The organism is Cellulomonas cellasea, from assembly GCF_030372105.1.
Taxonomy (GTDB): domain Bacteria; phylum Actinomycetota; class Actinomycetes; order Actinomycetales; family Cellulomonadaceae; genus Cellulomonas_A; species Cellulomonas_A cellasea_A.
The window spans coordinates 89,405-105,207 of sequence record NZ_JAUDBQ010000002.1; the positions used below are offsets into that span (position 1 = coordinate 89,405).

The following is a 15,803-nucleotide window of genomic DNA, read 5'->3' on the forward strand; positions in this document are numbered from 1 at the left end:
CACCATGGGGGTGCGGGGCCTTCGCCGATTCAGCTGTGGATCAGGCCTTGGGCTCGTCCGTCGCCTCGGCCTCGTCGTCGAAGACGACGCCCTCGTCGTCGTCCGACACCGTCGCGGCGGCGGCCTCGGCAGCGGCGTCGGCGGCGTCAGCCGCGGCGTCCTCCTCGTCCGAGCCGATGAACTCCGACAGGTCGACCTCGGCGCCCGAGGCGTCCTTGACCGTGACCTGGCGCAGCGCGACCGCGAGGGCCTTGGAGCGCGCGACCTCGCCGACCATCGCGGGGATCTGGCCCTGCTGGTCGACCGTCTGGATGAACGTGTTCGGGTCCATGCCGTACTGGCGCGAGGCGCTCACCAGGTAGTCGAGCAGCTCGCTCTGGCTGACCTTGATCTCGAGCTTCTCGGCGAGGGTGTCCAGGAGGATCTGGTTGCGCAGCGCGGTGGCGGCCTGCTCGGCGACCTCGGCGCGGTGCTCGTCGTCCTCCATGCGGCCCTCGGACTCCAGGTGACGGGTCACCTCGGCCTCGATGACGCCAGCCGGGACCGGGACCTCGACGGCCGCGAGCAGCTGCTCGAGCAGCAGGTCGCGGGCCTGCACGGCCTGGTTCGAGGCCTTGATGCGGGCGGCCTGCTCGCGCAGGTCGTCCTTGAGCTCGTCCAGCGTGTCGAACTCGCTCGCGAGCTGCGCGAAGTCGTCGTCCGCGTCGGGCAGCTCACGCTGCTTGACGGTCGTGGCCGTCACGGTGACCTGGGCGGTCTCGCCCGCGCGCTCGCCACCGGCCAGCGCCGTCTCGAACGTCGTGGTCTCGCCGGCGGACAGGCCCGTCAGCGCCTCGTCGAGGCCCTCGAGCATGTTGCCCGAGCCGATCTGGTAGCTGATGCCGCTGACCGAGTCGACCTGCTCGCCATCGATCTTCGCCTCGAGGTCCAGCACCACGAAGTCGCCCTCGGCGGCGGGGGTGTCGACGCCCACCAGCGTGCCGAAGCGCTCGCGCAGCGCGTCCAGGCGGCCCGTGACGTCCTCGTCGGTGACCTCGACGTCGTCGACCGACAGCGTGATGCCGTCCAGCTCGGGGACCGTGATCTCGGGGCGGACCTCGACCTCGGCGGTGAAGTGCAGCTCGCCCTCGGCGTCGGTGAGCTCGGGGACCTTCGTCACCTCGACCTCGGGCTGGCCCATCGGGCGCAGCTTGTTGTCGCGGACCGCCTCGGCGTAGAAGCCCGAGAGCCCCTCGTTGATGGCGTGCTCAAGCACGGCGCCACGACCCACGCGCTGGTCGATGATCCGCGGGGGGATCTTGCCCTTGCGGAAGCCCGGCACGTTCACCTGCTCGGCGATGTGCTTGTAGGCGTGGTCGATGCTCGGCTTGAGCTCGTCGTACGACACCTCGACGGTCAGCTTGACCTTGGTGGCGTCCAGGCTCTCGACGGCGCTCTTCACTTCAGTGGTCTCCAACTGCTCGGGGTGGTGCGCCGGAGTCTCCGGCCTGGTCGCGGGCGCGGGCCTCAAGGCGGTCAACGCGACTCGCAGGGCACGCGGCGGCGCGTGCGGGCAAGGAATCTGGACGCGCGCACCGGCCCATCGATCGTACGGCACCGCGCCGCCACGGTGCCACGCGCTGCGTCGACGCAGGCCACGCAGGCGCCCATCGAGGCGAGATTCGACCATGACTGGTCGGGATGGCGGTGTGCTGTTTCATGACATAGGCAACGCATGTCTCAGGACATAGGCAACACCGCTGGTGGTGTCGATGTCTGGGGATGACGCGTGCTCGCCTGGTCATCACCGCTGTCGTGCTCGAGGGCCGTTCACAGGCCGAGGTGGCTCGTGACTACGGGCTGTCTCGGGCATGGGTGAGTCGTCTGGTCGCCCGATACCGCGAGGTCGGCGAGGCGGCGTTCGAGCCCCGCTCACGGCGACCGCTGTCATCGCCGACGACGACGCCGGCCGAGGTCGTCGACCTGATCGTCGCCCTACGCCATCAACTGGCCAGCGAAGGCCTGGACGCCGGCGCGCACACCATCGCCTGGCACCTGGCCCACCACCACGGCCACCAGATCGCACCCGCCACGATCTGGCGCCATCTCAAAGCCGCCGGGCTCATCGAGCCAGCACCCAAGAAGCGCCCCCGCACGGCCTACATCCGCTTCGAGGCCGACCTGCCCAACCAGCTCTGGCAGACCGACTTCACCCACGTCCGACTCGCCGATGCCACCGACACCGAGGTCCTGACGTTCATCGACGACCACTCCCGGCTCGTGCTGGCCTGCACCGCCCACGACCGGGTCCGCGGACCCGACGTCGTGGCCACCTTCCGGGCCGCGATCAGCGACCACGGCGTCCCCGCCGCGGTCTTGTCCGACAACGGCATGGTCTTCACCACCCGCCTGGCCGGCGGACGCGGGGGACGCAACGGGTTCGAGTCCGAACTAGCCCGCCTGGGCGTCGAGCAACGCAACTCCCGCCCGAACCACCCCACCACCTGCGGAAAAGTCGAACGCGTCCAGCAGACCCTCAAGAAGTGGCTGACCGGCAGGCCCACCGCCACGACGATCCCCGAGCTGCAAGAGCTCCTCGACCAGTGGCGCGAGCACTACAACACCGCCCGACCCCACAGCTCCCTCGCCCGGCGCACCCCCGCGGCGGCCTACGCCGCGAAAGCCAAGGCCTACCCCACCGGCCGCGCCGGCGCCCACGAACGCGTCCGCCACGACCGCATCGACACCAACGGCAAACTCACCCTGCGCATCGCGGGACGCCTGCACCACATCGGCATCGGCCGGACCCACGCCCGAACCCCCGTGATCATGCTCATCGCCGACCTCAACGTCCGCATCGTGCACGCCATCACCGGAGAGCTCCTCCGCGAGCTCACCATCGACCCCACCAAGGACTACCAACCCCAACAACGCAACAAGCCGGACCCTGAGGGTCCGGCTTGTTGCTGATGTCCTGCGACATCACACTGGTCGGGATGGCGGGATTCGAACCCACGACCTTCCGCTCCCAAAGCGGACGCGCTACCAACCTGCGCCACATCCCGTGCGCCGCAGAGTCTAGTGCGCAGTGCCTGCTCAGCGCTGCGCCACGCGTCCAGGGCAGCGCGCCTGCACGACCACCCTGTCGGAGCCGCTAACCTAGACCCGCAGTCCGGCTCCGTGCCGGCCGCGCGGGTGTAGCTCAATGGTAGAGCCCCAGTCTTCCAAACTGGCTACGCGAGTTCGATTCTCGTCACCCGCTCCAGCCGTCCTCGCGCCCCACGTGGCGCTCTTGCTGGCCAGGCGCCGCGCTGGCGCCCGTCCGCACCGCCGTCACGCCACTGCTCATCCTCATGCCCTTCTTGCGCAGTGCGCGCGCCCGCTCGCCCGCGGAGCGCAGGCGCGGGTTGACGTACTCGTCGATGCCGAAGTTGATGAGGGACAGCGCCATGCCGAGCAGCGCGATGCACAGGCCGGCGGGGACGTACCACCACCAGAAGTCCGGGAAGGCGCCGTTCTGCTGCGCCCAGAACAGGATCGTCCCCCAGTTGAGGTTGGTGATGGGGATGACGCCGATGAACGCGAGCGTGGTCAGGCCCAGGACGGCGGCGGTGACGGTGCCCACGAAGCTCGAGGCGATGATCGCCGTGAGGTTGGGCAGCATCTCGACGGCGATGATGCGGTGCAGCGGCTCGCCGTTGGCGCGGGCGGCCTGCACGAAGTCGCGGTTGCGCAGCGACATGGTCTGGGCGCGCAGCACCCGCCCGCCCCACGCCCAGCCGGTGATGGCCAGCACCCCGGAGATGAGCAACAGGCTGGGGTTGTCGTACTGCGAGGCGACGATGATCATCAGCGGCAGGCCGGGCAGCACGAGGAACACGTTGGTCAGCGCCGAGAGCGACTCGCTGCGCCAGCCGATCACGTAGCCCGCGGTGACCCCGATCGCGACGGCGATCACCGTCGCGATGACGCCGGAGGCGAAGCCCACCACCAGCACGCCGCGCGCGCCGTAGACGATCTGGCTGAACACGTCCTCGCCCATGTGGGTGGTGCCGAGCAGGTGGTCCCATGACGGGGGCTGCTTGAGCGCGGCGAAGTCCTTGTCGAGCGGGCCGTAGGGGGCGATCAGGTCGCCGAAGACGGCCAGCAGGCAGAAGAACCCCAGGATGCACAGGCCGGTGATGGACTTGCCGTTGCGGAACATCGCGAAGGAGCGGCCGAGCCGGGCTCCGAGCGAGCGGCCGGAGGGGCTCCCGGGGGCGGGCGCCGCGTCGGCGGGCGCCAGGTCCTCCCCCGCCAGGGCGGCGTCGGTGAACGTCATGGCTCAGGCCTCCATCTGTCGGGTGCGCGGGTCGAGGGCGGCGTACGCGACGTCCGCCAGGATGTTCGCGATCAGGACGGCGAGGGTGATGACCAGGAACACGCCCTGCATCAGCGGGTAGTCCTTCGCGGTGGTGGCGTCGAGCAAGAGCTTGCCGACGCCCGGGTAGGAGAAGACGAGCTCCATGACGAGCGTGCCGCCCACGATGAACCCGAGGGACAGCGCGAAGCTCGACAGCTGCGGGAGCACGGCGTTGCGCGCCGCGTAGTGCACGAGCACCCGCCGGGGGCTCAGCCCCTTGGCCTCGGCGACTGTCACGTAGTCCTCGTCGAGGACGGTGACCATCATGTTGCGCATCCCGAGGATCCAGCCGCCGAGCGAGGCGACCACGATCGTCAGCGCGGGCAGCGTGCCGTGCGTGATCACGTCGCCCACGAAGTCCAGCGTCCAGCCGGGTCGCGAGCTCTTGTCATAGGCGTGCGAGGCGGGGAACCACCCGAGCGTGGTCGAGAACACCGCGATGGCGATCAGGCCCATCCAGAAGTACGGGACGGTCGAGAAGAACGTCGCGACGGGGACGGCGAGGTCGGCCCGGCTGCCGCGACGCCACCCGATGACCGCCCCAGCCGTCGTGCCGAGGAAGAAGCTGAGGACCGTCGCGATGCCGACGAGCCCGACGGTCCACGGGACGGCCGTCGCGATGACGTCGGTCACGGGCGCCAGGCCCTTGGAGAAGGAGCGCCCCAGGTCGCCGCTGAAGATCAGCCCCCAGTAATCGGCGTACTGCTGCGCGAGCGACTTGCCCGAGTCGAGGCCGAACAGGGTGCGGAGCGAGTCGATCGCCTCGGGGCTGACCTTCCCCTGGTTCTTCTGCAGGTACGCGGAGACCGGGTCGCCCTTCATCATGCGCGGCAGGAAGAAGTTGATGGTGATCGCCGCCCAGGCCGTGAACAGGTAGAAGGCGGCGCGGCGCAGGAAGAATCGCATCGGTCAGCTCCTCGCAGACGGCGTCGTCGTCGCAGACCCGGCGAAGTGCTTGTCCGGGTCGGGCGAGGCGTCGCGCAGCGCCCGGGTGTACTCGTGGCGGGGCCGCAGGATCACCTCGTCGGAGGGGCCGTGCTCGACGACCTTCCCGTGGTGCAGCACGATGATCTCGTCGCTGAAGTGGCGCGCCGTCGCCAGGTCGTGGGTGATGTACAGGACGCCCAGGTCGGCCTCGCGCTGCAGCTCGGCGAGCAGGTTCAGCACGCCGAGCCGGATGGACACGTCGAGCATCGAGACCGGCTCGTCGGCGATCAGCAACGAGGGCCGCGACGCGAGGGCCCGAGCGATCGCGACGCGCTGGCGCTGCCCGCCCGAGAGCTCATGCGGGCGCCGGTCGATCGTGGCGTCGGGGACGAGGTGGACGCGTTCGAGCAGGCGGCGCACCTCCTGCTCGACCTCGTCCTGGGGCGCCACGTGGTCGAGCCGCAGCGGCCGCTCGATGTGGTGGCGGATGGTGTGGTACGGGTTCAGTGACGCGAACGGGTCCTGGAACACCATGCGGACCTGCTGGCGGTAGCGGCGCAGCGCGCGGCCGCGGCGCGGGACCGGGGCGCCGTCGAGCAGGATCTGCCCGGAGCTCGCGCGCTCGAGCTGCGTGAGGATCTTGGCGATCGTCGACTTGCCGCTGCCGCTCTGCCCGACGAGCGCGATCGTCTGCCCCGACGTCAGGGTGAAGCTGACGTCGTCGAGAGCGAGCAGGTCGCCAGCGCCCCGGACCCTGTACCGCTTGCCGACATGCGCGAGCTCGAGGGTGGCCATCAGATCGTGCCTCCTGCCACGGCGACTGCGCCGTCGTCGTCGTGCGCGCCCCGCACGAAGCCGCCCCGCTCGCCCGTGAGGCTCGGGAACGAGCCGAGCAGGCGGCGCGTGTACTCGTGGCGCGCGTGGTGGTAGATGTTCTCGGCCGTGTCCAGCTCGACGATCCGGCCCTCGCGCATCACCGCGATCCGGTCGGAGATCTCCAGGAGCAGTGGCAGGTCGTGCGTGATGAAGATGACCGAGAACCCGAACTGCTCGCGCAGGTCCGAGATCTGACGCAGGATCTCGCGCTGCACCAGGACGTCGAGTGCCGTGGTGGGCTCGTCCATGATCATCAGCTGGGGTGTGAGCGCGAGCGCCATCGCGATCATCACGCGCTGGCGCATCCCGCCCGAGAGCTCATGCGGGTAGGAGCGCAGCCGGTCGCGGCCCACGCCGACCAGGTCGAGCAGCTCGGCGGCCTGCGCCCGGCGCTCCCCGCGGCCCATCCCCGGGCGGTGCGTCGAGAGGATGTCGTCGATCTGCCTGCCGACGGCCATGACCGGGTTGAGCGCGTTCATCGCGCCCTGGAACACCATCGACGCCTTGTCCCACCGGAACTGGCGCATCTCGCGCTCGGTCAGGGCGTTGAGGTCGATGTCGGCTCCGCCCTCGTCGTGGAAGACCGCCGAGCCGGCAGTGATCACGGCGGGGGGCCTCAGCAGGCGCTGGAGCCCGTACGCGAGGGTGGTCTTGCCGCAGCCGGACTCGCCGGCGAGCCCGAGGATCTCGCCGCGGCGCAACGTGAACGTGACGTCGCGGACGGCCTCGACCGGCGGGTCGACGTCGTAGACGACGCTGAAGTCCGAGACCGTCAGGAGGTTGTCGGTGCTCACTCGTGCTCCCAGTTCTGTCGAGGTGACGTGGCGCGGCGGCGCACGCGGGCGGCGGGCGCGAGTCGGGGGACCGCTCCCGCCCGCCGCCTGCGTGGGTGTGCCGCTCCCAGCGGGCCGAGGATCAACCCGCCGCGGTGAGCCTGGTCAGGATGAGCACCGAGATCGGCTGCGTCGGGTCCGGGTTGGCGTACGGGTCGTCGTCGCTCGGCCAGCCCGTGTAGCCGCGGGTGTTGTACTGCCCGATGAACGGCCGCGTCCCGATCGGCATCGCCGGGACCTCGTCGACGAAGATCTTCTGCACTGCCGCGAGCGCGGCGGCACGGGCCGCGTCCTCGGTCGCGCTCGCGTACTCGGCGAGGGCGGCGGTGGCGTCGGCGTTGTCGAACCGGCCGAAGTTGAAGTCGGCGGTCTCGCCCAGCGGCTCGAGCCAGCGGCCGTCCATGATGTCGCTGTACAGGTCGTACGGGGTGGCCCCCGTGTCGGTCCAGTGCAGGATCGCCTGGAAGTCGCCGGAGCCCTTGGCCGCCCACCAGGTGTCGGAGTCAGGCGTGTTGACCGTCGCGTCCACGCCCAGCGACTTGGCGGAGTCCGCGATCAGGCTGATGCCCGTCACGTAGTCGTTCCAGCCCTGCGGCACGCTCAGCTCGAAGGCGACGGCCTCGCCGTCGGGGTCCACGAGCTTGTCCCCCGCCCAGGTGTACCCGGCGGAGGTGAGGACCGCCTTGGCGGCGGCGACGTCGACCTTGAAGGACTTCTTCGCGAACGCGTCCGAGATGTAGGCGTCGCCCACCGGGGTGGGCAGGCCGGTGACCGAGGTGAGAGCCGGCACACCGCCCTCGCGGGCGATCTCGCGGTGCTTGTCCCGGTCGATCACCAGGTTCATGGCCTGGCGGAAGGCCACGTCGTCGAACGGCTTGGCCTGGGTGTTCACGAACATCGTGTCGATCCCCAGCCCGGCCGGGGCCCAGTACACGTTGTGCTCGGGATCCTTGTCGAGGTAGGCCGACTTGACGTTCGGGATGAACGCCTGGGCCCAGTCCGCGTCGCCGTTCGCGAGGGCCGTCGTGAGCGCGGTGTTGTCGTTGTACGAGACGTAGTACAGCGTCGGCACGGCGAGCTCGCCGCCCCAGTAGTCGTCGCGCGCGGTGAGCTCGACGCTCTGCGAGTTGAAGCTGCTCAGCACGTACGGCCCGGTGCCGACCGGCTCCGGGTTCGCGAACGTCGCCGGGTCGTCGACGGCCTCCCAGACGTGCTGCGGGACGATGTGCTTGTGCAGGACCTTGTCCTGCTTGACGTACATCGAGCTCGCGAACGAGATCGTGACGGCGTCGCCGTCGAGCGTCACCCCGGTCATGCCGAGCGCGGCGGTGTCGAGGGCGGCGACGTCCTTGAGCAAGTTGAACGTGAAGGCGATGTCCTCGGCGGTGAAGTCCTCGCCGTCGTTCCACTTGACGCCCTCGCGGGCCACGACCTTGACGGACGTGTAGTCGTCGGACCAGGTGATCTCCGACGCGAGCCACGGGCGGATCGGGTCGGTGGGGTCGACGGTGTTGACGAAGCCGAGCGGCTCGAGGATCGCGTTGATGTAGCCGAGCTTGAGGCCGGACGAGTCCCCGACCCACGGGTTGTTCGTCTCGGTGGCGATGGCGCCGTCGGGCTTGGCGATCGTGAGGGCGGCTCCCCCGCCCGAGGCGCCGCTCCCGGAGGGGCCAGCGCCCTCCGTGGCGCCGCCCGAGCACGCGGTGACGAGCAGCGCGGTCGCGAGTCCGAGCGCGACGGCCGAGGTCTTCAACCTCATCAGGGTCTCCTTACAGGGTGGTGGTTGACGGGGGTGCTGCCGTCGCGGCGCCCTGCCTGACGACAGGAGCACGCAACGCGAATGCGGACGTCGACGTCGACGTTCCGCGAACCGCGGTCTTCGGCTACTCCTCTGCGGTCTCGTCGGCCCGCGCCTGGACCGCGGTGTCCAGGCGAAGGTCACGGACAGAACGCCCTGCCCGGAGCCGGTACTCGCCCGGCGGCAGGACCCAGCTCTCAGTGGCGGTGTCCCACACCTCCAGCTGGCGGCGCAGGACGGTCACGGTGACGTGGGCAACGTCGCCTGCGGCGACATCGACGCAGGCGAAGCCGCCGAGCCAGCGCACCGGACGGTCATGACCGCCGACGGGCGCGCCCGTCGGCAGGGTGGGGCCCTCGACGTAGACCTGCACGGTCTCCCGCCCGGGACGGGCCCCGGTGTTGGTGATCACCACGGTGAGGACCAGGTCCCCCTCCGCGGTCGTGGCGACCTCGCCGATGCTGTCGTAGGACCAGGTCGTCCAGCCGAGGCCGTGCCCGAAGGGCGCGGCCGGGGTGCGGCCGGCGCGTTCCCAGCCGCGATAACCGACGTGCACGCCGTCGGTGTACTCGATGACGCCGTCGACTGGCCGCGCATGCGGGACGGGCACGTCGGCCTCGTCCGCGGGCAGGGTCCACGGCAGCCGGCCCGCCGGCTCGACGGCGCCCGAGATCACGTCCGCGAGAGAGTGCCCCGCCTCTTGGCCGGGGAACCATGCCCACAGGACGGTCCGGGCCCGGTCGAGCCAGGGCAGGACGACAGGCGCCCCCGCGTTGACGACCACGACCGCGGCGGGGGCGACGTCGAGCACCCGCTCGACGAGCTCGTCCTGGCGGCCGGGCAGCCGCAGGCCCGTGCGGTCCCAGCCCTCGGACTCGACCTCCTCGTTGGTGCCCACGACGACGATCGTCAGATCGGCGGCCCGGGCGGCCTCGACGGCTGCGGCGATCTCCTCGTCGGCGGTGGGGCCGGGCGCGCGGTGCCGCAGCTCGGCGCGGACCAGGTTGCCGTAGCCCTGCGCGCGGATCACCCGGTGCGTGGTGGCGATCTCCACCCGGCGGGGCTCGACCACGTGCACCTCGGCGGGGACGCCCTCGGGGTTGTTGATGGTCGAGTCGAGGATCACCTCGACGCCGACCTCGTCGGCGGACTGCGAGACGAGCAGCCCGTCGACGGTCGCGGTGTGGGCGCCAACGGTCCCCACCTCGATCCGGTGCTCCCCCGGCTCATCCAGCAGCACGTCGAACCGCAACGCGACGGAACCGACCTCGTCGGGCAGGTCGCGCAGCCAGCCGTCCCAGGCCGCGAGCGCGAAGGCGCGCAGTGGTGAGCCGTCGGCTGCCAGGTAGGTGACCTCCACAGCGACGCCAGCCAGGCCGCGGGCCTCGACGTCGAGGCGCGGAGCGAGGACGCGCGGGTCGCCGCCGCGGGCGACAGTGACCTGGGCTCCGGGGTACCGGGCGGCGAGCCCCTCGGCGGGGGTCACGACATGGCGGGGGCGCACCGTCGAGCTGCCTCCGCCGAGCACATGGGGGCGTACCGCGTTGGGCCCGACGAGGGCGATGGACGCGGGCTCAGGGCGGTCCCACACCGGGTTCTCGGCGTCGGCCCGCAGGACGACTGTGGACTGCGCCGCGGTGCGACGGATCAGGGCGGCGAGGTCGCCGGTGGCGGTCACCGGCCTGGCCGCCTGGTCGAGCGCGCCGACGCGGCGGGCCAGGAGCAGGAGGCGGGCGACCTTGTCGTCGATGACCGCCTCCGGCACCCGGCCGTCGCGGACCGCGTCGAGGAGGGCGCCCTCCCAGGGGCCGCCCGGCCCGGGCATCACCAGGTCGAGGCCGCCGAGCGCCGGGGCAACGGTGGTGCGGGTGGCCACCCAGTCGGACACGACGACGCCGTCGAAGCCGAGCTCGCCCTTGAGCAGCTCGGTCAGGAGGTGGCGGTGGTCGGTCATCGGGCGCGCCTCGACGGTGTCGTCCACCTGGTTGTAGGCGGCCATCACCGACCATGCCCCCGCCGCGACCGCGCGCTCGAACGGCGCGAGGTAGACCTCGCGCAGGGTCTGCGGGTCGAGGTGGGAGATGTACGTGGTGCGGTCTGTCTCGGAGTCGTTGGCCACGTAGTGCTTGACGCATGCGGCCACGCCCTGGTCCTGCAGCCCGCGCACGACCTGGGCGCCGATCTCGGCGGTGAGCAGCGGGTCCTCGGAGTAGCACTCGAAGTGCCTGCCGCCGACGGGGGTGCGCTGGATGTTGACCTGCGGGGCGAGCACGACGTCCACGCCGTGGTCGCGCGCCTCGCGGGCGAACGCCTGGCCGGTCTCGTAGGCGACGTCGCGGTCCCATGTGGCGCTGATCGCGGAGGGGGCGGGGAACAGCGCGGAGGTCTCGCCTTCGACCTCGCCCAGTCCCCGGACGCCGACGGGCCCGTCCGAGACCGCGACGGGCCGCAGGCCGAGGCCGGGGTCGCCGTGGAGCCGCCAGGCCGACTCCCCGGTGAGGAGGCGGACCTTCTGCTCGAGCGGGAGGCCGTGGGCCGTCACGCGCAGCGCCGCGAGCTCTGGAGAGCTCTGGCCTGCCTGGAGGGACTGCGTCGTCACCACGGGCTCCTCGTCGTCGAGAGTGCGTGGGCGTTACCTTACAGCCCAGTCAGTAAGTTGCCAACCCCCGCATTCTCGCAGGTCAGAGGGCATATTGAGATCTGGGTGCCAGCAGATCAGTGTGGAAACGCGTGTCCCGCGCGTACACTCGCCGCCCAAGAGGGGCTGCCTCGCATCAAGGCGCAGACCCCGACCACGCGACGGCGCACGACAGGATGTGACCCACGCCGATGAGCACCACGAAGCGGCCGCCACGGGCACGGCCCGAGACCCTGCGGCGACGTCAGGAGATCCTTGACGCCGCGATGACGACCTTCGGCAGCAAGGGCTTCAACAACGGGCCGCTCACCGAGATCGCGGAGCAGGTCAACATGACCCACGCCGGGATCCTGCACCACTTCGGCTCCAAGGATCAGCTCCTCCTCGAAGTGCTCAGCCACCGCGACCGCACCGACGTCGCCGAGTTCGACGACCAGCACATCCCCGGCGGGGTGGACCTGTTCCGGCACCTCGTGCGCACCGCGTTCCTCAACGCCCAGCGCATCGGGATCGTGCAGGCGTACGCGGTGCTGTCCGCGGAGTCCGTCACGGACGACCACCCCGCGCGCACCTACTTCGAAGGCCGGTACCAGACGCTGCGCGGCGAGACGGCGGAGGCCTTCGAGCTGCTCTGCCGCGAGCGCGGGATGGACGTTCCCGAGACCGTCGCCCACGCCTCGGCGGCGATCCTCGCGGTCATGGACGGCCTCCAGGTCCAGTGGCTGCTCGACCCGACGCAGGTCCAGCTCGGCGAGGCCAGCGCGTTCGCCATCGAGGCGATCGTCGCCGCAGTCCTCTCCCCCCAACCCTCCGCGCTCGGCGACCCCGAGACGTGGCCGGCCAAGCCCGGGCACGCCACTCCCGCGACCACCAGCTGACAGCGCAGGCTGCCCCGCCCACGACTCGCCCCGCGATGACCTCCTGCCTAGCCTGGCAGGACCAGCGACAGGGGGGCGTCCATGCTTGCCCACGACGACATCACGATCGATCCGGCGCTCGCGGACTTGTACCGAGACCTGCACCGGCATCCCGAGCTCGGATTCCAGGTGCACCGGACCGCGGGGATCGTCGCGGACCGGCTCGGCAGCCTGGGCTTCGACGTCACCACCGGGGTCGGCCAGACGGGCGTGGTCGGACTGCTGAGGAACGGCCCGGGCCCGGTCGCGCTGCTACGGGCCGACATGGACGCCCTGCCGGTCAAGGAGGACACCGGGCTCGACTACGCGAGCACCGTCACGACGACCGACCAGGACGGCAAGACCGTTCCCGTCGACCACGCGTGCGGCCACGACCTGCACACCACGTGCCTGCTGGGCGCCGCCGAGGTGCTGGCCCACGACACCGCGAGCTGGTCCGGCACGCTGCTACTCGTGTTCCAGCCCGCCGAGGAGCTGGGCGCCGGAGCCCAGGCCATGGTCGACGACGGGCTGTACACGCGGTTCCCGAAGCCCGACGTGGTGCTCGGCCAGCATGTGGCGCCGTTCCCCGCAGGCAAGATCGCCGCGCACCCCGGCCCGGCGTACGCGGGCTCGGACTCGCTGCGGGTGCGCCTGGTCGGCAAGGGGGCGCACGGCTCGATGCCGCAGGCGTCCATCGACCCCATCGTCATGGCCGCCGCGACCGTGCTGCGCCTGCAGACGGTCATCTCCCGGGAGATCCCGAGCACGGCCACAGCGGTGCTCACCGTCGGCTCGGTGCACGCCGGCGACGCGGCGAACGTCATCCCGGGCGACGCCGAGCTGCAACTGAACATCCGGAGCTACGACACCGATGTCCGGCAGCACATCCTCGACGGCGTCGACCGCATCGTGCGGGGCGAGGCCGCGACGGCGGGTGCGCCGCAGGAGCCGACGATCACCGAGATCGAGCGGTTCCCCGTGGTGGTGAACGACCCCGTGGCGCTGCAGAAGACCCTCGACGCGTTCGCGGCGTGGCTCGGAGCGGACAAGGTCATGGACCCCGGCGCCGGGGCCGGCAGCGAGGACGTCGGCATCTTCGCGACCGCCGCCGGCGCGCCCCTGTCCTACTGGCTGCTGGGCGGCACCGACCCCTCGCTGTTCACCACCGGGGACATGACCGACCCGGCGCTGCGGACCGTGCCCTCCAACCACTCCCCGCACTACGCGCCCGTCATCGAGCCGACGCTGACGATCGGCGTGAGCGCGCTCGTCATCGCCGCACGGACCTGGCTGCCGCCCGCGTGAGCGCCGCCGCTCCCCCGGCGAGCCCGTCCGCATTCTGAGATCTAGTCTGAATCGGACACGGAGCCGCCCGTGGGGGGCGACTCGCCGAGCGAGGAGGAGCACCGTGCCGAGCAACAGAGCCGTTGCCTACAAGGGGCCGGGTGTCGTCGAGGTCATCGACACCGACTACCCCGATTTCGAGCTGCACGACGGGCCAGGGGTGAACCCGGCCAACATCGGGAGGAAGGTCGAGCACGGCGCGATCCTCAAGACTGTCGCGACCAACATCTGCGGATCCGACCAGCACATGGTGCGCGGGCGCACCACGGCGCCGCCGGACTTGGTGCTGGGCCATGAGATCACCGGCGAGGTGGTCGAGGTGGGCTCGGACGTCGAGTTCATCAAGGTCGGCGACCTGGTGTCGGTGCCGTTCAACATCTCGTGCGGGCGATGTCGCAACTGCAAGGAGCGCAAGACCGGCGTCTGCCTGAATGTGAACCCGGACCGCCCGGGCAGCGCGTACGGGTACGTGGACATGGGCGGCTGGGTCGGCGGGCAGGCCGAGTACGTGCTGGTGCCCTACGCCGACTGGAACCTGCTGAGGTTCCCGGACAAGGACCAGGCGATGGAGAAGATCCTCGACCTGGCGATGCTGTCGGACATCTTCCCCACCGGCTTCCACGGGGCGGTGACGGCAGGCGTCGGAGTCGGGTCCACCGTCTACGTCGCAGGCGCCGGGCCCGTCGGGCTCGCCGCGGCGACGAGCGCCTTGCTGCTGGGGGCGTCGGTGGTGATCGTCGGCGACATGAACGCCGACCGGCTCGCCCAGGCCCGCAGCTTCGGCTGCGAGACGGTCGACCTCACCCAAGGGGACCCCGCCGACCAGATCGAGCAGATCCTCGGCGTCCCCGAGGTCGACTGCGCCGTCGACGCCGTCGGCTTCGAGGCGAAGGGGCACGGGTCCGACTCCGGCCACGAGGCCCCGGCGACAGTCCTCAACTCGCTGATGGACATCACCGCCGCCGGCGGCGCGCTCGGCATCCCCGGGCTCTACGTCACCGGCGACCCGGGCGGCATTGACGAGGCCGCGCAGAAGGGCTCGCTGTCACTGAGCCTCGGCACCGGGTGGGCCAAGTCGCTGTCCTTCACCACCGGCCAGTGCCCCGTCATGAAGTACAACCGGGGCCTGATGATGGCGATCCTCGGCGACCGCGTGCACATCGCGGACAACGTCAACGCCGTCCCGATCTCGCTCGACGAGGCGCCGACGGGGTACGCGGAGTTCGACGCCGGGGCTGCACGCAAATACGTGCTCAACCCGAACGGGTACCTCGCCGCGGCCTGAGCGACGCGGTGCGGAGGGGTGGTTGATGCCGACCGCCCCTCCGCGCACCACCACTTGATTCTCCGCGTGGGCGCTGCTGGAGTACCGGCATGAGCCTCCTCCTACCCCAGGACCGCGTGCTGCTGACGGGCGACTCGATCACCGACTGGGGCCGTGACCGCTCCGACCCGACGAGCCTGGGCACGGGGTACGCGATGGTCGTGGCGTCGCTCGCCGGGGCCCGACGCCCGGACCTCGGGTTGACGTTCCTCAACCGGGGCGTCGGCGGCGACACCTCCACGATGCTGCGCGACAGGTGGCAGCGCGACGCGCTCGACCTGCAGCCCACCGTCGTGTCGATCCTCATCGGCGTCAACGACACCTGGCGGCGCTTCGAGGGCGGAGGGGCGCCCACGTCGACCGACGAGTACGAGGACGCGCTCCGGTCGATCCTCGACGCGACGCGGGACGCCCTGGGCGCGCGGATCGTGCTCATCGAGCCGTTCCTCGCGCCGGTCAAGCCCGAGCAGCACGCCTGGCGCTCCGACCTGGACCCGCGCATCGCTGTGGTGCGACGCCTGGCGGCCGAGCACCGGGCGACGCTCGTGCCGGCGGACGGGCTGTTCGCCGCGGCCGCGGTGCGCACCTCCCCCGAGCAGTGGTGCTTCGACGGCGTGCACCCGACGGCGGCCGGGCACGGGCTGCTCGCGCAGGCGTGGCTCGACGCGGTGGGCGTGCGCTGACCACGGCGCCGTTCCGCTCTGGGTGGACGACCTTTGCGCACGTCAGCGCGACGGGATAGCGTCATAGGCATCTGCGACCGCCAACCTGGAAGAGGGTGAG

The 15,803-nt window shown here is 71.1% G+C and carries 12 protein-coding genes and 2 tRNA genes; 6 read left to right on the forward strand and 8 right to left on the reverse strand.

Annotation, left to right across the window (positions count from 1 at the left end; translation table 11 throughout):
* Positions 1–40: 40 nt before the first annotated feature.
* The gene (gene tig / locus QUV83_RS02350) at positions 41–1,441 is read right to left on the reverse strand and encodes a trigger factor (protein ID WP_289562754.1); all 1,401 of its coding nucleotides are present in this window, start codon (positions 1,439–1,441) and stop codon (positions 41–43) included.
* Between the two features lie 320 nt (positions 1,442–1,761).
* Between tig and QUV83_RS02355 the strand changes: the two genes are divergently transcribed.
* The gene (locus QUV83_RS02355) at positions 1,762–2,949 is read left to right on the forward strand and encodes an IS481 family transposase (RefSeq protein ID WP_289562286.1); all 1,188 of its coding nucleotides are present in this window, start codon (positions 1,762–1,764) and stop codon (positions 2,947–2,949) included.
* Between the two features lie 18 nt (positions 2,950–2,967).
* Here QUV83_RS02355 and QUV83_RS02360 read toward each other — a convergent pair.
* Positions 2,968–3,044: transfer RNA gene (locus tag QUV83_RS02360), tRNA-Pro, on the reverse strand.
* Between the two features lie 126 nt (positions 3,045–3,170).
* On the opposite strand from QUV83_RS02360, the gene QUV83_RS02365 reads away from it, so the two are divergent.
* Positions 3,171–3,244 (forward strand) — tRNA-Gly (locus tag QUV83_RS02365).
* On the opposite strand, the gene QUV83_RS02370 is transcribed toward QUV83_RS02365, so the two are convergent.
* The 6 genes from QUV83_RS02370 to QUV83_RS02395 form a co-directional block, all read right to left on the reverse strand.
* Complete coding sequence (locus QUV83_RS02370) at positions 3,233–4,300, reverse strand: ABC transporter permease (RefSeq protein WP_436231865.1); 1,068 nt, start codon at positions 4,298–4,300, stop codon at positions 3,233–3,235. The two genes, QUV83_RS02365 and QUV83_RS02370, sit on opposite strands and share 12 nt — an antisense overlap.
* Positions 4,301–4,303: 3 nt before the next feature.
* Positions 4,304–5,287, reverse strand: coding sequence for an ABC transporter permease (locus QUV83_RS02375; protein ID WP_289562288.1), 984 nt, complete (start codon positions 5,285–5,287; stop codon positions 4,304–4,306).
* A gap of 3 nt (positions 5,288–5,290) precedes the next feature.
* Complete coding sequence (locus QUV83_RS02380; protein ID WP_289562290.1) at positions 5,291–6,103, reverse strand: ABC transporter ATP-binding protein; 813 nt, start codon at positions 6,101–6,103, stop codon at positions 5,291–5,293.
* On the reverse strand, positions 6,103–6,978 hold the full coding sequence (locus QUV83_RS02385) for an ABC transporter ATP-binding protein (protein WP_289562292.1): 876 nt from the start codon (positions 6,976–6,978) through the stop codon (positions 6,103–6,105). The genes QUV83_RS02380 and QUV83_RS02385 overlap by 1 nt, the downstream gene beginning before the upstream one ends.
* Positions 6,979–7,099: 121 nt before the next feature.
* Positions 7,100–8,776, reverse strand: coding sequence for an ABC transporter substrate-binding protein (locus QUV83_RS02390; protein ID WP_289562294.1), 1,677 nt, complete (start codon positions 8,774–8,776; stop codon positions 7,100–7,102).
* Positions 8,777–8,900: 124 nt separating this feature from the next.
* Positions 8,901–11,414: a beta-glucosidase gene (locus QUV83_RS02395; protein WP_289562296.1), complete on the reverse strand. Its 2,514-nt coding sequence runs from the start codon at positions 11,412–11,414 to the stop codon at positions 8,901–8,903.
* Between the two features lie 230 nt (positions 11,415–11,644).
* Here QUV83_RS02395 and QUV83_RS02400 point away from each other — a divergent pair, with 230 nt between their 5' ends.
* The 4 genes from QUV83_RS02400 to QUV83_RS02415 all read left to right on the forward strand — a co-directional run bounded on the left by QUV83_RS02400 (position 11,645) and on the right by QUV83_RS02415 (position 15,703).
* Positions 11,645–12,331 (forward strand): TetR/AcrR family transcriptional regulator, encoded by a 687-nt coding sequence (locus QUV83_RS02400; RefSeq protein WP_289562298.1) that lies wholly within the window; start codon positions 11,645–11,647, stop codon positions 12,329–12,331.
* Between the two features lie 81 nt (positions 12,332–12,412).
* On the forward strand, positions 12,413–13,657 hold the full coding sequence (locus tag QUV83_RS02405; RefSeq protein WP_289562300.1) for an amidohydrolase: 1,245 nt from the start codon (positions 12,413–12,415) through the stop codon (positions 13,655–13,657).
* Positions 13,658–13,760: 103 nt separating this feature from the next.
* Complete coding sequence (gene fdhA, locus QUV83_RS02410) at positions 13,761–14,981, forward strand: formaldehyde dehydrogenase, glutathione-independent (RefSeq protein ID WP_289562302.1); 1,221 nt, start codon at positions 13,761–13,763, stop codon at positions 14,979–14,981.
* Between the two features lie 89 nt (positions 14,982–15,070).
* The gene (locus QUV83_RS02415; protein ID WP_289562304.1) at positions 15,071–15,703 is read left to right on the forward strand and encodes an SGNH/GDSL hydrolase family protein; all 633 of its coding nucleotides are present in this window, start codon (positions 15,071–15,073) and stop codon (positions 15,701–15,703) included.
* The last annotated feature ends 100 nt before the right edge of the window (positions 15,704–15,803 follow it).